19 protein-coding genes are annotated in these 20,751 nt (G+C 70.7%); 4 read left to right on the plus strand and 15 right to left on the minus strand.

Going from position 1 to position 20,751, the window contains the following annotated elements; genetic code table 11:
• Positions 1 to 297 precede the first annotated feature (297 nt).
• On the plus strand, positions 298 to 1,092 hold the full coding sequence (locus ACFC96_RS05615) for an IclR family transcriptional regulator (protein ID WP_376610382.1): 795 nt from the start codon (positions 298 to 300) through the stop codon (positions 1,090 to 1,092).
• A 139-nt stretch (positions 1,093 to 1,231) separates the two neighbouring features.
• On the opposite strand, the gene ACFC96_RS05620 is transcribed toward ACFC96_RS05615, so the two are convergent.
• From ACFC96_RS05620 to ACFC96_RS05655, 8 genes are read right to left on the minus strand one after another with little or no spacing between them, the layout of a single operon-like run.
• The gene (locus tag ACFC96_RS05620; protein WP_376610384.1) at positions 1,232 to 2,719 is read right to left on the minus strand and encodes a chlorohydrolase family protein; all 1,488 of its coding nucleotides are present in this window, start codon (positions 2,717 to 2,719) and stop codon (positions 1,232 to 1,234) included.
• Entirely contained in the window at positions 2,716 to 3,750 is a 1,035-nt protein-coding gene (locus tag ACFC96_RS05625) for a TIM barrel protein (RefSeq protein WP_340457731.1), read from the minus strand. The genes ACFC96_RS05620 and ACFC96_RS05625 overlap by 4 nt, the downstream gene beginning before the upstream one ends.
• Before the next feature lie 55 nt (positions 3,751 to 3,805).
• Positions 3,806 to 5,455, minus strand: coding sequence for an ABC transporter substrate-binding protein (locus ACFC96_RS05630; protein WP_376610386.1), 1,650 nt, complete (start codon positions 5,453 to 5,455; stop codon positions 3,806 to 3,808).
• A 13-nt stretch (positions 5,456 to 5,468) separates the two neighbouring features.
• Positions 5,469 to 6,545 (minus strand): ABC transporter ATP-binding protein, encoded by a 1,077-nt coding sequence (locus tag ACFC96_RS05635; protein ID WP_376610388.1) that lies wholly within the window; start codon positions 6,543 to 6,545, stop codon positions 5,469 to 5,471.
• A complete protein-coding gene (locus tag ACFC96_RS05640; RefSeq protein WP_376610390.1) occupies positions 6,542 to 7,591 on the minus strand; it encodes an ABC transporter ATP-binding protein in 1,050 nt (349 codons plus the stop codon). The genes ACFC96_RS05635 and ACFC96_RS05640 overlap by 4 nt, the downstream gene beginning before the upstream one ends.
• 1 nt (position 7,592) lies before the next feature.
• Positions 7,593 to 8,609 carry an ABC transporter permease gene (locus ACFC96_RS05645; protein ID WP_376254931.1) on the minus strand — a complete coding sequence of 339 codons (1,017 nt, stop codon included), beginning with the start codon at positions 8,607 to 8,609 and terminating at the stop codon, positions 7,593 to 7,595.
• A gap of 13 nt (positions 8,610 to 8,622) precedes the next feature.
• Positions 8,623 to 9,501 (minus strand): ABC transporter permease, encoded by an 879-nt coding sequence (locus ACFC96_RS05650; RefSeq protein WP_376610392.1) that lies wholly within the window; start codon positions 9,499 to 9,501, stop codon positions 8,623 to 8,625.
• Positions 9,485 to 10,495 (minus strand): sugar phosphate isomerase/epimerase family protein, encoded by a 1,011-nt coding sequence (locus ACFC96_RS05655; RefSeq protein ID WP_376610394.1) that lies wholly within the window; start codon positions 10,493 to 10,495, stop codon positions 9,485 to 9,487. The genes ACFC96_RS05650 and ACFC96_RS05655 overlap by 17 nt, the downstream gene beginning before the upstream one ends.
• 70 nt (positions 10,496 to 10,565) lie before the next feature.
• Here ACFC96_RS05655 and ACFC96_RS05660 point away from each other — a divergent pair, with 70 nt between their 5' ends.
• Positions 10,566 to 11,237: a FadR/GntR family transcriptional regulator gene (locus ACFC96_RS05660; protein ID WP_376610395.1), complete on the plus strand. Its 672-nt coding sequence runs from the start codon at positions 10,566 to 10,568 to the stop codon at positions 11,235 to 11,237.
• A gap of 143 nt (positions 11,238 to 11,380) precedes the next feature.
• On the opposite strand, the gene ACFC96_RS05665 is transcribed toward ACFC96_RS05660, so the two are convergent.
• Positions 11,381 to 12,772 (minus strand): carboxypeptidase regulatory-like domain-containing protein, encoded by a 1,392-nt coding sequence (locus ACFC96_RS05665; RefSeq protein WP_376610397.1) that lies wholly within the window; start codon positions 12,770 to 12,772, stop codon positions 11,381 to 11,383.
• A gap of 77 nt (positions 12,773 to 12,849) precedes the next feature.
• Here ACFC96_RS05665 and ACFC96_RS05670 point away from each other — a divergent pair, with 77 nt between their 5' ends.
• Positions 12,850 to 13,407, plus strand: a complete 558-nt coding sequence (locus ACFC96_RS05670) for a TetR/AcrR family transcriptional regulator (RefSeq protein WP_376610399.1) — start codon at positions 12,850 to 12,852, stop codon at positions 13,405 to 13,407.
• Between the two features lie 378 nt (positions 13,408 to 13,785).
• Here the strand turns inward: ACFC96_RS05670 and ACFC96_RS05675 are convergent, their stop codons facing one another.
• The 3 genes from ACFC96_RS05675 to ACFC96_RS05685 are packed head-to-tail and all read right to left on the minus strand — an operon-like array spanning position 13,786 to position 16,381.
• Entirely contained in the window at positions 13,786 to 14,172 is a 387-nt protein-coding gene (locus ACFC96_RS05675; protein ID WP_340457718.1) for a RidA family protein, read from the minus strand.
• Entirely contained in the window at positions 14,169 to 15,044 is an 876-nt protein-coding gene (locus ACFC96_RS05680; RefSeq protein ID WP_376610401.1) for an alpha/beta hydrolase, read from the minus strand. The genes ACFC96_RS05675 and ACFC96_RS05680 overlap by 4 nt, the downstream gene beginning before the upstream one ends.
• Complete coding sequence (locus ACFC96_RS05685; protein WP_376610403.1) at positions 15,041 to 16,381, minus strand: MFS transporter; 1,341 nt, start codon at positions 16,379 to 16,381, stop codon at positions 15,041 to 15,043. The genes ACFC96_RS05680 and ACFC96_RS05685 overlap by 4 nt, the downstream gene beginning before the upstream one ends.
• 245 nt (positions 16,382 to 16,626) lie before the next feature.
• Here ACFC96_RS05685 and ACFC96_RS05690 point away from each other — a divergent pair, with 245 nt between their 5' ends.
• Positions 16,627 to 17,181: a MarR family transcriptional regulator gene (locus ACFC96_RS05690; protein WP_340457714.1), complete on the plus strand. Its 555-nt coding sequence runs from the start codon at positions 16,627 to 16,629 to the stop codon at positions 17,179 to 17,181.
• 53 nt (positions 17,182 to 17,234) lie between these two features.
• Here ACFC96_RS05690 and ACFC96_RS05695 read toward each other — a convergent pair whose 3' ends face one another.
• From ACFC96_RS05695 to ACFC96_RS05705, 3 genes are read right to left on the minus strand one after another with little or no spacing between them, the layout of a single operon-like run.
• The gene (locus tag ACFC96_RS05695) at positions 17,235 to 18,308 is read right to left on the minus strand and encodes an LLM class flavin-dependent oxidoreductase (protein ID WP_376610405.1); all 1,074 of its coding nucleotides are present in this window, start codon (positions 18,306 to 18,308) and stop codon (positions 17,235 to 17,237) included.
• On the minus strand, positions 18,305 to 19,831 hold the full coding sequence (locus ACFC96_RS05700; protein WP_376610407.1) for an MFS transporter: 1,527 nt from the start codon (positions 19,829 to 19,831) through the stop codon (positions 18,305 to 18,307). Before ACFC96_RS05700 ends, ACFC96_RS05695 begins: the two co-directional genes overlap by 4 nt.
• Positions 19,832 to 20,656, minus strand: coding sequence for a TauD/TfdA dioxygenase family protein (locus tag ACFC96_RS05705; protein WP_376610409.1), 825 nt, complete (start codon positions 20,654 to 20,656; stop codon positions 19,832 to 19,834). It lies immediately after the preceding gene.
• Between the last annotated feature and the right edge of the window lie 95 nt (positions 20,657 to 20,751).

Here is a 20,751-nt window from a genome sequence, read left to right on the forward strand (position 1 = left end):
TCGGAAGGGGTCGCATGGCCACATCCCGGTGAACGGACCTCCCACTCCCGCTCAGCGGGACTCACCGACGGACCACGCGGGACTCCCCGAACCGGGCCGCGCACACCCGAAGGGTGAGGATTCTGTAGGTGCGCGGCAGGGGCCTCGCGAGGGACACCCATCACGGCGAGCGGACGGTCAACACTGTGCGCGTCACGGTCAGTTCGGCCGCGGACAGGTGCGCGAGGCGCGGCCCGGACCTCTCACGGCACGCCCCCCGCTCGCACTCTCGCTCTCTCGCACTCGGTGGAGGCGGACATGACGACACCGGCCAAGGTCGGCGCACACGCGGGCGACGTCCCCGCCCCGAGTTCCATGATCGAACGGATGACGCTCATCCTCGACGCGTTCGACCCCCACACGCCCAGCCTCTCCCTGCTCGACCTCGCCGAACGCACCGGCCTGCCGCGCTCCACCCTGCACCGCATCCTCGACCAGATGATCCGGCTGCGCTGGCTCACCCACTCCACGGGCGGTTACCGGCTCGGCATGCGCCCGCTGGAACTCGGCGGGCGCGCCGCGGGACACAACGAGATCAGGGACGTCGTCACACCTCTGCTGCACGAGATGTGCCGGCACACCGGCCTGGCAGGGCATCTCGCCGTTCTCGACGGACGCGAGGTGGTCTTCCTGGAGAAGGCGGGCGGCCGGTCCGCCGCCCAGCTGCCCACCCGGCTCGGCGCCCGACTGCCCGCCCACACCACGGCGGTCGGCAAGGCGATCCTCGCCACCCTCGACCCGGGCCTGGTCGACTCGGCCTATCGCGGACAACTGCCCATGAGCACCCCACGCACCCTGCGCACCGCCACTGACCTTCACCACGAGCTGGCCAGGATTCGCCGGCGGGACGGCCTCGCCGTCGACAACGAAGAGACGCTGACGGGCTTCCGCTGCGTCGCGGCCCCGTTGCGCAACGGCGGCCCGGCGACGGCCGCCCTGTCGCTCTGCGGCGACCACAAGGCCGTGGATTTCAAGGAGTTGGCCCCGCTCGTGCACGACCTCGCGGGCGAGGCACGCCGCGCACTGTTCCCGCGCCGGCGCCAGCATCGGTAAGGGGCCGACGGCAGGAATGCGGGCACCGTAACCGCTCCGGCCCGGCCCGGCTCTCCGGAGCCGTCCATATCCCTGTACCGGCGACGGGCGCGACAAGGAGTCGCCGGCGAGCGCCCCGCGGGGGCGCCCGCCGTAGCGGTCAACTCCGCATGTCCGCCGCTGCGGGCCGCCGGCCGTCAAAGGCCGGTGGGAACAGCACCTCGGCCGGGCGCCGCCGCACATCACGTTCCGAGTACGCCGCCCGCATCCGCTCGAAGAGCTCCTGCGCCCGGCCTCTCATGGACACCAGGTCCAGTCCCGGGACCGTCCCCTCGGCCACGACCGTCCGTCCGGCGACGACGGTCGTCGTCACGTCCCGGGCCGAACCCGCCATCATCAGCGTGCGCAGGGGATCGTCCACCACACCCTGCCGGAAGTCCCCGAGGTTCAGCACCACGAGGTCGGCCTGCGCCCCGGGCGCCAGCCTGCCCAGGTCGTCACGGCCCAGCGCACGCGCCGCGTTGAGCGTCGCGGACCGGAAGTAGTCGGCCGCGCCGCCCGCGTCCAGCCGGCCGTCGACGACCTTGGCGATGCTGTTCCCCGCGTCCATCCCCCGGATCAGGTCCGGCGGAAAGCTGTCCGTGCCGAGGGCGATGTTGATCCCGGCGTCCCTGTACCGGTCGAAGGACCTCAGAGCCATCCCGTAGCGCAGCGAGGTCAGGGGGCAGTGCACGACGGTGACTCCGGCATCGGCGAGCCGCTTCAGCTCACCGTCGGTGGGCGGCGATCCGGTCCCCTCCCCCGCGCCGAAGACGGCGTGCGGAACGAACAGTCGGCACTCCAGCAGTCCTGCGCTCTCCAGCACCTCCAGAGGTGTCGCTCCGTACCACTCCCGGAGGAAGCCCAGCTCCGCCTTCCCCTGCATGCAGTGCAGCCGGACCGGCACGTCGTACGCGCGTGCCAGCCGTGCGGTCTCCCGCAGCAGCTCCAGTGACATGGTCTCGATCCGGCACGGCAGCAGCGCCCCCCGTACCAGCGGGTCCGCCGAACCGGCCGCGTGGTCGAGGAAGCGGCGGGCACCGGCCAGGCCCTCCGCGCCGCGCTCCTCGTCCCACAGCACGTCCGGCCGGCCGTCGGAGCGGACCACGTTCACCCCGGACCGGTAGCTGGGGCCTGCGTACGTCCGGATGCCGAGCCCCGATGCGGCATCGGCGATGCCGAGCGCGTCCTCGTAGTTCTCGGCCCAGGAGCTGTGCACCTCCGAGGCGATGGGCATCGCCGTGGTGATGCCGTGCAGCAGCAGCTGGGTCAGGGCGTACCGGCGGATGAAGCGCCGCTCCCCGGCGGAGAAGACGTCACGGCGCCCGCCCGTGAAGTACGCCTCGGACCACTGGTGTCCGGCCCTGAGCTCCGGTCCCGCCCAGGAGTCGAGCAGCGCGTGGTCGATGTCGGCCAGGGCGTCCAGATCGATGAAGCCCGGACTGATCAGGGCGGCTCCCAGGTCGATCCGCCGGTCGGCGTGGCCACTCCAGCCGGGGCCGGCGTGGATGATCCTGTCGTCCTCGTAGACGACGTCGGCGTCCCGGTGGAGCACGTGGTCCCCGCCGTCGAACCCGAGGACCCACTGCGCGTGAAGCGCCGTCCTCACGAGAGCTCGCCCGCGAGGACGCCCCGCAGGTGTGCGGCACTGCGCAGGATGAAGTCCTCGCCGTCGTACGGCACGGCGCGGAACTCCTCGACACTGGGCACCTCACCGCGCGCCGCGCGCTCGGCGTACTGCCGGGCCGATGCGAGCAACGACTTGCGCTCCTCCTCCACCAGATCGGGGTGGAGCTCCAGCCAGGCGTCGTCCGAGAGGCCGATCGGCACCGCGAGCGTCGGTCCGGCCGGCTCGATGGACGCGCACAGGTCCGGGTTCTCCGCCTGCAGCGCGCCCAGCACCCCGCCCCAGTCGATGACGCCCAGTCCGCACGGCGAGAAGGTGCGGGTCAGCCCGTAGTCGGTCGGCGCCAGGATGGAGTCCCGCAGATGCGTGGCCCGTGTGTACGGCGCGACCCGCCGGGCCGCGGCCACCGCGTCCTCCCCGCGCACCAGCACATTGGCCGTGTCCAGGGTGATGCCCAGCACGTCCGGTCCGACCGCCTCCACGAGGCGTACCACCTCGGTACTGGTGATCTCCTCATGGGTTTCGATGTTGAGGTGGCAGTCGAACTCGCGGGCCGCTGGTGCGAGTTGGCGCAGGAACTTCTCGATCGCCACGAGCTGGTCCGGCCACGGCGCATCGCTGCGGAACCGGTCGATGGCGTAGTACCCCGGCAGGTCGGGCTTGTAGTTCCCGCAGGCCACCCAGAGCTCGCCGCAGTCGGCGCCCTCCCGGCAGGCCTCGATCATCTTGAGCATGCCGCGTGTGTAGTCGCCGTCGCCCAGCACGCGGATCTCCGGCGCCTCGGCGGCGGCGTAGGGGTTGACCTTGGCCAGGCCCATCTGGAGGTACAGGCCCAACTCGTCGGCGTGCTGCCGGACTTCGCGCAGGACGCCACGGTCCAAGGTGGGCGTGATGTCCAGCACGGTGCGGAAGTAGACGCCTTCCATCCCGAGCCGCTCGGCGTGGTCGAGGATCTCCAGAGGGGTGTGCTCAGCGGCCCCGGGGATCTTCCGGCCGTCAATACCGATCTTCATCTGTGCTCCTTCGCATGGCCTGAACGGTTCGAACGCTCTGGACGGATGGCGGGGATCAGCGTCCCCACGCGGAGAAAGGCAGGTTGGGCGCGTAACCGAAGTGCTTGACGTCCGGGCTGATCACCGCGGTGAACTGGGCCCGGTAGAGGATCACGGTCGGCGACTGCGCCAGCCACTTGCCGACCAGTTCGTCCACGATCGGCTGCTGCTCGGCCGCGTGCGCCGTGGTGTTCAGCCGCTGCAGCAGCGGCATGGTGCCCGGGATGCAGATGTGCTGGTTGTTGAACGAGCTTCCGCAGGTCATCTTCTTCCGCAGCTCGTAGCCGCCGATCGGGGTGCTGTTCTCGAAGAGGAGGGCGGACTGGTACGTGCCGTTGTTGAAGAGCGTGGTGAAGTCCGCGGGCGGCTTGGAGTCAATGGTGACCTTGACCCCGATGGCCTGCCAGGACGCCTGCAGCAGGGCCGCGAGCTGGGAGACCCCGGGCGCTGTCGCGTCGATCATCAGCTCCAGGGACGGGGACTTCAGCCCGGAGGCGGCAAGGAGCCGCTTCGCCTTCGCAGGGTCGTACGGGCGGGCGCGCTCGAGTTGCGCCCGGTAGCCCGCCATTCCGGGCACCACCGGCCCGTAGTACGAGTCACCGTAGCCGTAGGCGACCTTCTTGATGATGTCCTCGTAGGGCACCGCGTAGGTCAGCGCCTCGCGGAACCGCGCGTTGCCGGTCACCTGCCCGCGGTGGTTCATCGAGACGGTCACCGGGCTGGCACTGCCCGCCGTGACGACCTTGCAGCAACTCTGTCCGCCCAGCTGGCTGACGCTCTGCGGCGGCAGCCCGAGGGTGACGTCGGCCTGCCGGTTCTCGGCCTCCACCAGGAGACCGGAGACCGAGGAGACGAAGTTGACCCGGATCACCGGCTCGATCGCGGGCTTGCCGTAGTAGTGGGGGTTCCGCTTCAGCACGGCGTGGTTGTTGGGCACGTACTCGCTGAGGATGTACGGGCCGCTACTGCCGGCCGTGTGACTCTGCATCCACTGGTTGAGGCTGCCGGCCTGCACTCCGCCATGTGCCTCGACGACCTTCGGGTCGTAGATCGACCCCTTGCTCTGAGCGAGGCTGTACAGGATCGCCGGGTACGGCTGCCGCAGCCGGAGGACGACGGTGGTGCTGTCCGGGGCGTCGACACCGGCGATCAACGGCGGTTCGGTCATGCCGAGTTGGAGCGAGAGCGAGCCGCAGGCACCCATCTTCAGCGTGCGGTCGATCGAGTACTTGACCGCGGCGGCGTCCAGCGGGTTGCCGCTGGCGAACTTCTTTCCGGCGGGAAGCTTGAAGGTGTACGTCTTCCCGCCGTCGGAGACCTTCCAGCCGGTGGCCAGGTCCGGCTGGACCTTGCTGACGTCGGGGTTCGCGGTGGTGAACCCCTCGCTGTCGGCGGTGGTGGACAGCTTGACCAGCCGTCCGTAGAAGTTGGCGGCGAGAGTGTTGTCGTCGCCGGGGCAGGCGAACGCGGGGTCCAGGCTGCTGATGTTGCCGGCCCAGTTCACGGTGAACGGCCGGTGGGCGGCGTCCGGGACGAGCGGGTTCGAGGCGCCGCACCCGGAAAGGCCGGCCAGGACGACCGTCAGGGCGGCCACCGCGGCGGCAAGCGGGCTACGCCGGCGGATCGGCCGGCTTCTCAGCGGGGGGCGCGAGGTGTGACGCGACATGGGCAGTCCTCTCTCAGACGCTGCCGGAAGCCTGGGCGGGGAACGTCTTGGCCGCCGCCCGCAGCTCGCCGGGGAAGTGGCACGCGGCCAGATGGCCCGGGGTGACCTCGCGCAGCGCCGGACGGTTCTCTGCGCACTCGGCGCGCCCGCTGCCGACCGGACACCGCTGCCGCATCGGGCACCCGCGCACGGCCGGCTCGCCGCCGGCGGCCGGCGTTCCCTGCAGGGCCGCCCGGCGCATCTCCATCGCGTCGGGATCGGGCACCGGCGCGGCCATCAGCAGGGTGACCGTATAGGGGTGCAGGGGGTTCCCGAACAGCTCGGCGGAGTCGGCGAGTTCGACGATCTCCCCGAGATACATCACCGCGATGCGATGGCACAGGTACTGGGCGACGGCCAGGTCGTGGACGATGAACAGATAGGTCAGGTCCAGCTCGCGCTGGAGCGAGGTCAGCAGGTTGAGGACCTGCGCCTGCACCGACACGTCCAGCGCGGTCACCGGCTCGTCCAGGGCGACCAGCTCAGGGTTGAGTACGAGAGCCCGGGCGATCGCGATCCGCTGGCGCTGTCCGCCGGAGAAGGCGTGGGCGTTCCGCTCCGCCTGCGCGGCCGAGAGACCGACCCGTTCCAGCATCTGCAGGGCCCGCTCACGTCGGGCCTCCTTGTCCCGCTCCCCGTGCACCAGCAGGGGCTCCTCGACCAGCTCCCGCACCGAGAACCGGGGATCCAGCGAGCCGTAGGGATCCTGGAAGACCATCTGCATCCGGGCCCGCATCCGCCGGAGGTCCGCCCGGGAGAGAGCCCGTACGTCGACTCCGTCGAAGCGGACGGAGCCGGAGTCCGGCTCGGTCAGGCGGAGCACGCAGGAGGCCGCGGTGGACTTGCCGGAGCCGGACTCCCCCACGAGCCCGACCGTCTCACCGCGCATGATGTCGAAGGAGACCTCTCGCAGGGCGGTCACCCCCGGCCGGCCGCGTCCGCGCAGTCCGGCGCCCTTGGCCCGGTAGGACTTCGACAGGCCCCGGACCTCGAGCAGGGGCCGTTCGGCCCTCGCCGGAGCCGGGTTCTCCGCCGTCGCTTCGGTGCTCACTTGGCCTCCTCCAGTTGATGGGCGCCCGCGAAGTGGCACTTGGTGAGCCTCCGGCCCGAGCCGCCCGGCCGGCCGTCGGGCACGGAGACCTCGATGAGCGCCGGCTCGGTGCTGCGGCACCGCTCCTCCCCCTTGCCCAGGGGGCAGCGCGGTTCGAAGGAGCAGCCCCGGAACGGCTTGGTGGGATCGGGCAGGGCGCCGGGGATGGTGGACAGCGGGCCTTCTTGCCGCTGGTCCGTACGCAGCACGCATTTCAGCAACTCGCGCGAGTAGGGATGCGCGGCCGAGCGGAACAGGTCGGCGCTGCGGCTCTCCTCGATCAGCTGGCCCGCGTACATCACTTTGACGCTGTCGCAGAAGCCCGCCACGATGCCGAGGTTGTGGGTGATCAGCATCAGTGCCGCGCCCCGGTCGGTGACCAGCCGGTCGAGCAGCTCGAGCACCTGTGCCTGGGTGGTGACGTCGAGCGCGGTGGTGGGCTCGTCGGCGATGACCAGCTCGGGCGAGTTGGCCAGCGCCATGGCGATCAACACCCTCTGCCGCATCCCGCCCGAGTACTGGTGCGGATAGTCGGACAGCCGCCGTGCGGCGTCCACCACGCCGACCTCGCCGAGCAGGTCCACGGCCTGCCTCCGCGCGATCCGCCTGTTCACAGACTGGTGGGCGCGGATGCTCTCGGTCAGCTGCGCGCCGATGGTCCGGATCGGGTCGAAGGCGCTCATCGGGTCCTGGAAGACCAGCGAGATCCGCCGGCCGCGCACGGTGGAGAGCTCCTTGTCCGGCATCCCCCGCAGGTTCCGGCCGTCCAGCAGGATCTCCCCGCCGGTCACCCGGCCCGGTGGCTGGACGAGCCCGACGATGGACATGGCCATCGCGGACTTGCCCGAGCCCGACTCCCCCACGACGGCCAGCCGCTGACGGCGGCGGATCGTGAAGCTCACGTCCCGGACGGCGGCGACCCGGCCCGCCGAGGTGGCGAACTCGGTCTTCAGGCCGCGCACGTCCAGCAGCGTGTCCGAGGCTGCGCCCGTACTGGTCTCGTTCACGTCACTTCACTCCTGCTCGGATGCGGGGGTCGACGGACATGTAGACGAAGTCGGCGAGGAGGCTCACGCCCACGTAGAGCAGGGCGCTGAGCAGGATGACGCCCTGCACCACCGAGAAGTCCTTGCGCAGGATCGCGTCCACGGTCAGGGCGCCGACCCCCGGCCAGGCGAAGACCTTCTCCACCAGCACGCTGCCGGTGAGGAGTTCGGCGAGCAGCATCGAGGTGGCCGCCACCAGCGGCAGCAGCGAGTTCGGCACCGCGTGGCGAAGGAAGACCCTCCGGCGGGTGACGCCACGGCTGCGCGCCACCGTGATGAACGGCTCCCGCAGGGTGTTCCGCAGCTGGGAGCGGAACAGCCGGCTGAGGAAGGCGAAGGGCCCGACCGCGATGATCAGCGCGGGGAGGACCAGATGCCACAGCGCGTTCAGCGAGGTTCGGAACTGCCCGTCGAGCAGCGCGTCGACGGTGTAGAGGCCGGTGACGCCGGGAGGGGGGTTGATCCCGGGCGAGAGCCGGCCCTCGGGTCCGGGGAAGACTCCGAACGTGACGGAGAGCAGCAGGATGGCGACCAGTGCCAGCCAGAACGGCGGCGATCCCATGGCCAGCGAGGAGGCCGAGCGCAGCGCGACATCGGCGCTGCGCTTGCGGCTGTAGACCGCGAGGGCGGCGGAGACCGTGGCGAGGAGGATCGCGGCGAGCACGCCGGCGATGCCGAGCTCGACGGTGGCCGGAAGCCTGGTGCGGACCAGTTCCGCCACGGGCTGCCCGGTGCTGAACGAGAAGCCGAGATTCCCCTGCGCGAAGCCGGACAGGTAGTGCCAGAACTGGACCGGGAGGGACTCGTTCAGCCCCATCGAGGCCCGCAGTTTGTCGATGGTGGCGGCGTCGGCGAGCTCGCCGCCGATCAGCCGCGCCGGATCACCGGGGAGCTTCCTCAGCAGGAGGAAGGAGAAGACCGAGGCGCCCAGGACGGTGGCGAGCGCCACGCCGAAACGCTTCGCGATCACGTTGAGCATGGTGCGACTCCTGTCAGTCCGCGGCGACGTACTCGCCGCGCGGGTCGAGCAGTTCACGGGCCCGGTCGGCGATGACCGTGGTCAAGGTGACGGCGATCAGCAGCACCAGACCGGGGAAGGCGGCCATCCACCACTGCCCGGTGAGGAAGAACTGCTGGCCGCCGGTGATCATCGCGCCCAGCTCTGCGGTGGGTGGCTGCGCGCCCATCCCCAGGAAGCCCAGTGCCGCCAGCGACAGCACCGAGGCGCCGAACACGGCGGCCATCTGGAGCACGATGGTCGAGACCAGGTGCGGCAGGATGTGCCGGGTCAGGATCCGCGTCCGCGTCGCGCCGATGGCGTCGGTCGACTTCACGAAGTCCAGCGAGGAGATCCGCAGCACCTCGCCCCTCAGCGTCCGCATGTACCAGGGGAACGAGTGGATCGACAGGCCGATGACGACAGCCGTGATGCCTGGCTCGAGCGCCATCACGAAGGCCATCGCCAGCATGATCGCGGGGAAACAGAGGATCGAGTTGGTCAGCCAGGTCAGCACGGTGTCGACGTAACCGCCGAGTGCCCCGGCGAGCAGACCGGTGACGCAGCCGAGCACCGCGCCGGCGGCCACCACGATCAGTCCGGCTCCCAGAGACGTCCGGGCTCCCGAGAGGACCCGGGCCAGCATGTCCCTGCCGAGGTCGTCCGTACCGAGCGGATGCGCGGGCGACGGCGGCGCCAACTGCGTGGCCAGATCGACCGAGTCGGGGTTGTGCCCCCACAGCCACGGCCCGACCAGCAGGGCCACCACCAGCAGGGCGAGCCCGGCCACTGCCGAGACGAGCACCGGATCGCGCTTCGAGGCGCGCCGTCGCGATCGGGGGACGGATATCGCTGCTTCAGCTGTCGCTGCCACTGGAGCCTCCTGCGTGGCCTGAGAGCGTTGCCAGGGTGCGGCGCACAAACGCCGCGCTGTCGTCGAGCTGGGTGCGGCGGACGGTGGCGCCCGGGTCGTCGGCGAGGTCCTGGAGCGAGGGCATCGCGCCCTGCCGCGCTCGCGCCTCGCAGGTGACGGCGCCGGACACGAGAACCGCCAATTCGGCTGCCGTGACGTGCGGTTCGAAGGTGAACCACCGCGGATCGAAGATCTCCGCGTCGAACTGGCCGAGGTGCTGCTCCAGAGTCAGACGCTCGGCCGGCGACCGCTCCAGCAGCGTGCTCAGGATCCGCCGCCAGTCGAGAACGCCCGCCCCGCACGGCCGCAGTTTTCGCCGCAGACCCCGCTCGACGAAGTACAGCGCCACGTCCTCCAGGTGGGTCTGGTGGATGTGCGGGGCCAGCCGCTCGGTCGCGGCAGCCGGATCCTCGCCGCGGACCACGAGGTTGGCCACGTCCAGACTCACGCCCACGACGTCCGGCCCGCAACTCTCCACCAGGTGCAGCACCTCGTGCGAGGAAAGGTCCTCATGTGTCTTGAGGTTGAGCCGCAGCCCCTGCGCACGCAGCAGCGGAACGAGCGTCTCGATGGTCTTGCGCACCAGGCCCAACTGCCGGTCGTGCGCCAGCTCCGTGTGGTCCCGGACCGTCCGGGTGTAGCCGAAGAACTGCCGGCAGCCGAGCGTCCGGGCGGCGCTGATCAGTGCCGTGAGCTCGGCCGTCCGGGCGTCCGGATCGCCGAACGGGCCCAGGCAACCGATGCCCGTCTCCACATAGAGTCCGAGTTCCGCGGCGCGTTCCGCGGTCGCCTTGAGCACCCCCGCATCCAGGTCCGGGCTGATCGCCCGTGGCGTCGCGAACAGCACTCCTTCAAGTCCCCGATCATGGGCGAACTGCAGTGCCTGGCCGGGGAATCCGTCGTCGAACCCCTGCGGTCGGCCACACATCGCGCCCAACTTCAGCCGAGTCGTCATGCGTTAGGATTATCAGTCGTCTGATGTTTCCGAAAGGGGTCGCGGTGCGGCGATTCGAGAAGGAGCGGCCATGAGCATGGCGAAGGTGAACCGGGTCTCGGCGGTGGACTCGGTCATCAACGAGCTGAGGAAGCAGATCCATGAGGGCCACTGGGTCCCCGGCGACCGGCTCCCTTCCGAGTCCGAACTCACCAGAACGCTCGGCATCAGCCGTGCCTCGCTGCGCGAGGCCACTCGCGCACTGGTGCACGCAGGCTTGCTGACGGTACGTCAGGGAGATGGCACCTACGTCGTCGCCGTGGACGAGACCGCTGTCGCGCTCAACCGCAAGGTCAGCAGCAGCGAGACCTCGGAAGTGCTCGAGGTCCGCCGCGGACTGGACGCCTCCGCGGTGCCGCTGGCCGCCGCGCGCCGTACCGAGGCCGACCTCGAGGCCATGCGCGAGGCCCTGGACGCGCGCAGGCGCGGCGCGGACGACGACGATGTCGAAGCCTTCGTGGAGGCGGACCTGCGCTTCCACATGGCCGTGGCCCGCGCCTCCCACAACGGACTCCTCGCCGACCTGTACGAGAGCCTCAACGTGCCCTTCCGCAACACGCTGGGGCACGCGATGGGCCAGGGGACCGGCGACCACGAGGCCCTGTACACCGCGATCGAGCACCACGACACGGCCCGGGCCACCGAGCTCGCCCTCGGCATCATCGCCCGTATGGAGTCCCCGTCGGACGGGGGCGCCGGATGACGCCCGGGACCGCCTCCGTCCACTGCGTCCCCCCTTGGGCCGGAGACCGGTACGGCCCTCTGAGCGAGTGCGGCGTCGCCGTGATCGCGCGGGTCAAGGGAAGAAGTCCACGCCGCTCCGAACACTCGCGGCCAGCGGGACATTCAGCGCGAGACCCTGAGCCTTCCGGATCCCGAGTCGACCGCACCTTCCTCACGCCCCCGCAGCGTGAAGTCCGCGTCCACCGTCTCGCCCGCCCGCAGCAACTTGCGCAGCGCCAGAGGATGCCGTCCGGGTGCCGACGCCACGATGCCGAGGTGGCCTTCGGGTAGACCCGCGACGGCGTAGCGCCCCTGTTCGTCGGTGACGGTGCTGACCAGTTGCCGCCCCCTGCTGTCCAGAACGACCACCACCGCGCCGCGCACCGGCTCTTGGTCGGCGTCGCGGACCGTGCCGGCCAGGGCGGGCACCGGTTCGCCGAAGTGGTGGCGGTGCACCGGGAGCGCGGTGGGTACGGGCGTCTCGACAGCGGGGTCGTCCGCAGGCGGCTCGGCGACCGCTTCCGCGAGCGCGGCACGCTTGTGGCGCCCGTGGTCGAGTGCGAGGAGGGCCACGCCTGCGGCGATCCAGCCGCACAGCACGAGGACCGGCTTGAGTACGCCCGCGCCGCCGAAGTACAAGATGCCGCGCAGCGCGTCGATGGCGTTCGCCAGCGGCATCACGGCGTGCACGTCCTGATAGAAATCCGGCAGCAGTGGAGCGGGCACCGCGCCTCCGCTCGTGGGGATGGACATGACGATGAAGAGCGTCATGCCGACAGCGGGCAGGAAGCGGCCGGTGAAGGGCGCGAGTCCGGAGGCGGTCGTGGCCACCGCCGTGGTGAGCAGGAAGGCGATCGCCATCACGGACGGTTCGGGGTTCAGGTAGCCCAGGCCGACCCCCACCGCGTAGCCGACGGCGCTGAACACCGCGGCGACGACCGTCAGGGCCAGCAGCTTGCGGCGACGGTTGAGGGTGACCGCGCGCAGCAGCGTGGTGGCAAGGATGTAGGCCGGGATGTTCCATGCGATGCCGAAGTAGAGCACGCTCGAGCCCATCGGGTCCTTGGCCGTGGTCGGAGCGACGTCGCGCACCGTGAGCGGGTCCGCTGTGCCGGTGACCTTGCTGAAGGACGTGATCAACGTCTGTTCCAGGGAGGCGCCGTTGGCCTTCGCGACGTAGAGCACCGGGTGGCCCTCGTCGACGGCGTAGCCCGCGAAGGCGTCCCGGTCCAGGACGGCCTGCCGTGCCCGCTCGCGGCCTGACACGGCCGTGACGTCGAATCCGCCGGCGATCTGCGCGCGCAGCTTCGCGTCGACGCGGTCCGCCTGGGCGCCTCCGGCCACGACCACCTTCACGTGGTGGGGCCCGGGGGCGTGCAGGGCGGGCGCGAAGAAGAAGATCACGCCCAGAAAGAGGACCGCGGGGAACCAGGCCGCCTCGGCCAGGGCCTTCGCCACCGCTGCGCGCGGTCGTGCGCCGTTCTCCACCGTGTCGCGCTCCGTTCCCGGATCCATAGATGTACCGATCGGCACACAAATACCGACTGGACGATACATGTACCGTGCGGTACGTTCAAAATGTGTCCCGCCCCATGAACACCGAGAAGCGCGCCGAACTCCTCGGCCAAGTGGTGGAGTATGTGCAACGCCACGGCCTCGCGAACCTGTCGCTGAGCCCGCTCGCCGAGGAGATCGGCACGACGAAGCGCATGCTGCTCTACTACTTCGGCAGCCGGGGGAACCTGCTGGCCCGGGCCCTGGCGGCGAGTCGGCCCGACGCCCACGCGATGTTCGACACGGTCGAGGACGCGGCGGACCTGCGCCGGTCGGCCCGGGCACTGTGGAGGGCGATCACGGTGGGCGAGCAGGCCGGACCCATTCGGATACTGCTCCAGCTCCTGAGTCTGGCCGCGACCGATCCGGACGAGTACGGAGACCTGGCCCGCGAGACCGTCGAGGTCATGATCGGCCCGATCGCGGACGCCGTCGCCCGCCTCGGCCACCCGCGAAAGGTGGCGCGTGAACGGGCGACGCTCCTCGTCTCCGGCCTACGAGGCCTGTGCCAGGACCGCCTGGTGACAGGTGACGCGGCCCGCACCGACGCCGCGGCCTTCCACCTCATCGAGTCGGTGGTCGAGCCGAGGCGGTGAACCGGTGCGCGAGCTGTCTGTGTGAGGTGTCGAGTAGCCCCGCGCCGAGACCGCAGGCGTGCGGATGCCGGACGACGCCCAGGTCGCGGTCTCGCGGAGCCGACGCGGCTCCGGCCTGAATGCGGGTTGGCGTCAGGGGTATGCCAACGCGCACGGTGAGCCGGCCCGGTGAGAACGCCCGCCGTATCGAGTGTCAGGGCCTGGCCGCGCCGGTCCCCGCCTCCACTGTGCTCCCCGGCGCAATTCTGGGCGCGTACGCCCAGGTGCTGACGACCGCCCGGCTTGACGGAACTGCCGTCAGCACCTGGGAGTTGGCGTCTCGGATGCCATGTGGTCACAACCCGTTTCACACCGGTTCACGGGTCGAAACCGTTCGTCCTACGGTCCCGGTCGGACAAGCGCCACCTGAGCCATCAGCTCGATCCGCATGCCAGGGAGCGCCAGGGCCGCCACCACGACGCAGCAGCGGTTCGGGTAAGGGGCGTCGAAGTAGTCCCGGTAGACGGCGTCGACCAGCGGGATGTCGGCAGGGTCGGTCAGGAAGAGCAGGACTTGGGCGACGTCGCCCAGGCCGGCTCCGGCCGCCTCGGCCGAGCGGCGCAGGTTGTCCAGCGTCAGCCGGGTCTGTGCCTCCACGGGACCGGTGTCGATGCTGCCGTCCGGGAGCACCGGACCGTGGGTGGTGAAGAGCGTCCCCGCGGCGGCCACCGCCCAGGAGAACGGCTGCTCGGGGCTGGGCAGTCCGGTGTCGACAGGGGTGATCACGTCATACTCCTTCGCAGCATCCCGGCGAGCCGCCGGTACCACGTGTGGTCGGGGGAATGCAGGGCGGTGTGAGTGTCGAAGTGGTCGGCACCGGCTGTCTCGACCAGTTCCACCGGCACCTGATGGTCGGCCAACCGGGCGGCCAGCGCCCGGTTGGATCGGATGACCCGGTCGGTGTCGTGTTCTCCGTACGTCAGCAGGAAGGGGACCTTCGTCCCTGCTCCGGTGACCCTGCACACCGGGCTCATCGCGGTGTCCAGACCGGGTGCGGCGAGCACCGTCGTGTAGACGAGTTCCTCCGGACTGCCCGGGGGTGGGGCGGGGTGCCGCAAATCCATGATTCCACTGACCGGCAGACAGGCCACGACGCCGTCGGAAGCCAGCAGGGCGGTGAGCGCGGCGATCTGGCCCCCGGCGGAGTGGCCGGCCAGGAAAAGCCGGTCCGGGTCCCCACCCCATGCGGCGATGCCGTTCCTGAGGTGTGTGAGCGCGGCGAGCGCGTCCTCGAGCCCGGCGGGCAGGGGGTGGGTGGGGGCGAGCCGGTAGGAGGGGGCGACCAGGACGAGGCCGAGCGAGCACGCGGCCCGGCCCATGAAAGTCGCCCACTGCCGGTAGCCGTTGGTCCAGCCGCCGCCGTGCCAGAAGACCAGGACCGGGGCCCGTTCGGCGCCCTGGGGGGTGAAGACGTTGTACCGGTGCAGCGGGTGGGGCCCATAGGCGATGTCCCGCGCGGCGCGCACTGCGGGATCGGTGCCCTGGGTGTCCCACTCCATCACCGTGCGGGCGTAGCCGACAGCGGCGTCCAGCGGGAGCGGGGGCTGTCCGTCGGGGTTGTGGATGGCGGAGAGCGTGAGATCCGCGGAGTGTGTCATGCGACCGGGTCGCCCTCGGGCAGACCGGCCTGCGCGGCAATCGGTGGCTTAGCTCCGGCCGGACGGAGTCGGCGCAGCAGGACGACGGAGAGAAGGGCCGCAACGCCGGCGCTCGCCCCCAGGACGACCATGGCGGCGGTGAAGCTGCCGGTGCTGCCGCGGACGAATCCCACCAGGTACGGTCCGCAGAAGCCGGAGAAACTGCTGATCGTGTTGATGACTGCCAGGCCTCCGGCGGCCGCGCGGCCCACGAGGAACTGCGAGGGTACGGACCAGAACACGCCCAGGCCCGCGGAGAGGCCGGCCACGGTGACGCACAGCGCGGCGAAGCTCGCGGCCGCACCGGGCACCACCGATCCCGCGACCAGGCCCAGTGCACCGGTCAGCAGCGGGATCGTCACGTGCCAGCGTCGTTCCCCGGTACGGTCCGAATGCCGGCCGTTGAGGATCACCGCCACCGCTCCCAGGGTGAAGGGGACCGCCGTCAGCAGACTGGTCTGGAGCAGGGAGCCGCTGGAGAGTTGCGCGACGATCTGCGGGGCCCACAGGGTGACGCCGTAGAAGCCGATGCCCCAGCAGAAGTACAGCGCGCCCAGAAGGTAGACGATGGGAAGCCTGAGCGCGTCCTTCAGCGAGTGGTGGCCCTGCGTGCCGGCGGCCGTGGCATCCTCGGCCATCCGTGCCACCAGCCAGGAGCGCTCCTCCTCGGCGAGCCAGCGGGCCTCGGCCGGCCGCTCGGTCAAGGAGCGCAGCGTGACGAAGCCGAGCACCACCGCGAGGGCACCCTCGACGACGAAGAGCCACTGCCAACCACCCAGCCCGGCGATGCCGTTCAGGTAGGTGAGCATGAGTCCTGACAAGGGCGCCCCGACCACGATGGCGATCACGTTGGCGGACATGGCCTGGCCGATCGCCTTGGCCCGGCGCTCGGCGGGGAACCACAGCGTCAGGTAGTAGAGCATCGCGGGCAGGAATCCGGCCTCCGCGAAGCCCAGGGCGACACGGACCGCGACAAAGCTGGTCGGGCCGACGACCAGGGCCTGCGCCATGGAGACGATCCCCCACGTGATCGCGATGCGGGCGATCCAGCGGCGCGCGCCGTAGCGCAACAGCAGCATGTTGGCGGGGACTTCGAGAGCGAGGTAGCCGAAGAAGAAGGCTCCCGCTCCGAAGCCGTAGACGGCGGGCGACAGCTGCAGTTCCTCGTTCATCTGCAGGGCGGCGAAGCCGACGTTCGCCCGGTCCAGGAAGTTGACCAGCCACAGTGCGAACAGGAGGGGGATGATGCGTCTCCCCACTTTCGCGTGGACCGAGTCCTCGACTACCACGATGACCACCACTTCTCGTTCGGGGCGTGCGGGAGCCACCGCCGGCACAGCGGCGGTCGGCGCATCGCATCAGGGGCGGGACAGCACAGAGTTCACGACCGACGGTCGGCGGCAGGGCACAGCAAGCTCCATGCCCCGGGGCTTCCGGGGGCGGATGGTTGCCGACGTCGGCTGCCGGACAGCTTCCATGGACTTCTCTTGAGCGTCAAGATATCTTTCGAATGCGATCCGGACGACGGCACCAGGGAGACTCAGTGGAAGCGGTACACGCAGCGGGCGGACAGACCGCGGGGAAGCCTCACGGCGAGCCCCCAGACGCGATCGACGAGATGATCGGCCTCTGGCGGGCCTGCCTGCCAGAGGCCGAGGTGCGCAGCCTCGAGGTGGTCAGCCGCATGCTGCGCATCACCCGGCTCTTCGACCGTGACCGCGACAAGACGTTGTCCCGCTTCGGTCTGGAACCCTGGTCCTTCGACATGCTGGCGACACTGCGACGGGATCCACGACGGCGGTTCACCCCCGGAGATCTGATGGCGGCCATGCTCGTGACCTCCGGGACGATGACGACACGTCTCAAGTCCCTGGAGCACCGGGGCTGGATCACCCGCACCCCCGACCCCGGCGACCGTCGCGTCGTCGTGGTCGAACTCACCACAGCGGGCACCGAGGTGATCGACGAGGCGTTCGGCGAAGTTCTCTCTTGCCAGCGGGAACTGATCCGCTCCCTGTCGGCAGAGGAGTTCAGTGCGGCCGCCCAGATCCTGAAGAAGATCCTCCTCGACCACGAAGGCCCGGCCCGACTCTCCTGACCGTCACGCTGCCTCGCCCGAAGAGCCCCAGGACAGTGACGGACTGCCCGCCCTCACGCCTCCCGCAGCCTGGGCAGCAGTTGGTCACCGATGCGGCGGGTCTCCTCCCTGTAGGGGGTGTCGGACAGCACGAAGTGCGTGATGCCCAGTGCGCGGTAGGCGTCGAGCGCCGCGGCCACGTCGTCGGGCGAGCCGACGAGCCACGTGGTCGCCGCTCCCCCACCACCGAACCGGCCCGGCGCGGTGTACAGGCAGGTGTCGAGGACTTCGCCGCGTTCAGTGAGGTCGAGCAGCCTCCGCTGGCCGACCGCTGTTTTACGGTTGCCCATCCAGGTGTCGATCTCGCCCGCGTCGGCCGCCATCTTCGCGACCTTCTCCTCCGCCGCGCGCCACGCTTCCTCCGTGGTGTCGCGTACCACCGTGGTGATCCGCAGGCCGTACTCCAGCGGCACATGGCGGCGCTCCACCTGCTCGCTCAATTCCTTCAGGCGGGCGATCCGTTCGGCGACTCCGTCGAGCGGTTCGCCCCAGAACAGCTGCACATCGGCCTCGGCCGCCGCGACGCGTTCGGCGGCTTCGGACGCGCCGCCGAAGTAGAGGGTCGGGTGGGTCCGCTCGGCGGTGGCGTAGGGGCGCGGGCTGACCGTGGAGTCGGTGACCTGGAAGTGGTCGCCGTGGAAGGTGACGTTCTCCTCGGTCCACAGGCGGCGTACGAGATGCAGGAACTCCTGGGTGCGGGCGTAGCGCGCGGCGGGATCGACGGTGGTGTCGCCGTAGGCGGCGGGGGTGTCCAGGCCGCTGACGATGTTGACCAGGACGCGGCCGCGGCTGAGCTGGTCGAGCGTGGCGGCCGCACTGGCGAAGTTCGCGGGCTGCCAGTAGCCGGGGCGGACCGCGATCAGGGGTTTGAACGTCGTGGTGCGCGCGGCCAGGGCGGTGGCGACGGTGAAGGTGTCCGGGCGTCCCCATCCGGTGCCGAGCAGGGCACCGTCCCAGCCGTGGGCTTCTGCCGTGCGGGCGAGTTCGGTCGAGTGCTCGATGGACCCCCAGCCGGATGTGGTGTCGTCGCCGCGGTGTCCCGGCTGAACGGTGTTGGGGATGTACCAGAGGAATTGCGGGGTCATCATGCTTCCGATCGTTGTTCGGGCGGTGACGGGGCGGCAGGGGGCCTACCGGTAGGGGTGTGCGGGAGCAAGGGGCCGTGAGGGGTGTCGAGTTCACGTACCGATGGGTTGCTGCGGAGGGCTGCTTTCAGCGCCGCCCCGCGCTGTCGTGACAGCACGAGAGCCACCGCGAGCAGTCCGGCGCAGACACACGAGGCGAGGGCGTACGCGGATCGGGGACCGCTGCCTCCCGGCGATGGCGGCGCGGAGTGGAGATACACCGCCGAGACCGCGCTGAGGCAGACCGCTGCGGCGATCCGCTGCGTCATCTGCAGGATGCCGCCGGCCACCCCGGCCGCTTCGGCGGGTGCGTGGTGCAGGACCTGGGTCTGGTTGGGCGACACCGTGAGTCCCGAGGCCGCGCCGGTCAGCACCTGCACACCGGCGTATGCCAAGGGGAGCCACGCCGACGGCACGGCGAGCGCGACCGCCGCCCCGGCCAGGGCCGCGCCGATACCGAGGGCGAGACCGAGGGTCACCGTGCGCGGGCCGATGCGGCGCACCACCCGCCACGCGAGCGCCGATGCGAGGCCCATCGCGAGCGCCGAAGGAAGGGTGACGGCCGCCGTGAGCACGGCGGAGAGGCCGAGTCCTTCCTGGAGGAAGACGGTGAGCACCAGCGCCGAGGCGAGTGAGGCGCCGAACTGTGCCATGGCGACGGCGGTACCCAGCAGGTACGGCCTCGACGTCCTGAGGGCGGGATGCAGCAGGGGGCGTCGTCCGCGTCGTGCGCGCAGTCGCTGGTGGGCGGTCAGTGCGATCGCCAGGGCGGTCACCGCGGCCCCCCACAGGAGTGCCTCTCCGCCGCTGCCCGGGGTGCCGATGAACGGCACCATGAGCGTCAGCGCGCAGCCGCAGGCCAGCGCGAGGCCGAGGACGTCGAGACTCGGGTCGCGGGCGGTGCGCCGGGGCGGCGGCAGCCACCGCGCCGCCAGGGTCAGGGTGAGCATCGCACACGGCGTGCTGAGCAACAGGCAGCAGCGCCAGCCGAGTTGGGGGCCGAGGCCCGCTACGAGCGCGCCGCCGAGTGGTGGCCCCAGGGCGGTGGCCACGCCGGCGGTCACCGCGTACAGGCCCAGGGCTCGGCCGCGGTCCTGGCCGTGGAAGACGTCCTGGAGGGTGCCGATCACCTGGGAGTTGACGAGTCCCGCCGCGGCGCCTTGCACCAGCCGCGCGGCGATCAGCGCGCCGGGCCCACCGGCGGTCGTGGCCGTCACCCCCGCGATGAGGAAGACGGCCACGCCGGCGAGGAAGAACCGCTTGCGCCCGTGCGTGTCACCGAGGCTGCCTCCCGGGACGAGCGCCAGACCGAAGGCCAACGAGTATCCGGCCACGATCCACTGCACGTCGCCGGCACCTGTCCCGAGGGCCTTGCGCATGCTCGGCACCGCGATGTTCAGGACTGCCTGGTCCAGCAGGGTCGTCGCGCCCGCGGCCAGGCAGACGAGCAGTACGCGCCGGGCGGCGCGGTCTTCTCCCGGGAGCATTCAGGAACGCGCCCCCGGCCCGCGGCCCGCCTCCGGCTCCACGCCGATGACCTTGCGGTAGACGCGCGCCCCGTCGCCGTAGTCGTCGACGGCGTAGTGCCAGGTGGCGCGGTTGTCCCAGAGGACGAAGTCGCCAGGCTGCCAGCCGAAGCGGATGGTGTAGTTCGGCGAGGAGGCGTGCCGCAGCAGGTGGTCGAGCAGCGCCTTGCTCTCCGCGGGGGTCACGCCGGTGAGGCCGATCGCCGAGGTGCTGATGAACAGGCCCTTGCGGCCGGTGGCCGGATGGGCGAGGACGACCGGGTGTTCGACGGTCGGTCCGGTCGCGGTCTTCTTGCTGCCCTGCGCGTAGTTCTCCGCGTTGCCGTCGTACACGGCGCGCACGGACTCCAGGAGCTCCTTGAACGGCTCCGACAGATCGTCGTACGCCGCCTGCAGGTCCGCCCACAGTGTGTGGCCGCCCAGCTCGGGCACCACCTCGTACGTCAGCGACTCGATGGCGAAGACCGGGTCACGCCACAGGCCGCCGATGTGCCAGGTGCTGGCCTTGCCGGTCTGTCGCACGTTGTACGGGTAGACGAGCGGGTTGGCGTCGTCCTTCGCAGCGGTGGGGTGGTCGAAGGGTTCGGCGAAGATCCTGACGGCGGCGACGTGCTGATCGGGTGTCAGGTGCTGGCCGCGGAAGACCAGCACCTTGTGGTCCCGGAAGGCCTGCCGCAGTGCGTCGGCGGTGGTCTCGTCGACGGGGGCGGTCAGGTCGACGCCGGTGATCTCCGCGCCGAAGCGCGGTCCTGCCCTGAGGATGTCGAAAGGGGCGACGGTGGTCATGGCTTCTTCTCCTCTTCGTGCGGTGCGGGTCGTACCGGGGTGAGACGTGCTGGGTCCCCAGGTCGGGGCCGGGTCAGCCGTCCGCCGGGGTGAGA

Origin of the sequence: Streptomyces sp. NPDC055955 (assembly GCF_042270245.1) — a bacterium.
Lineage (GTDB): Bacteria > Actinomycetota > Actinomycetes > Streptomycetales > Streptomycetaceae > Streptomyces.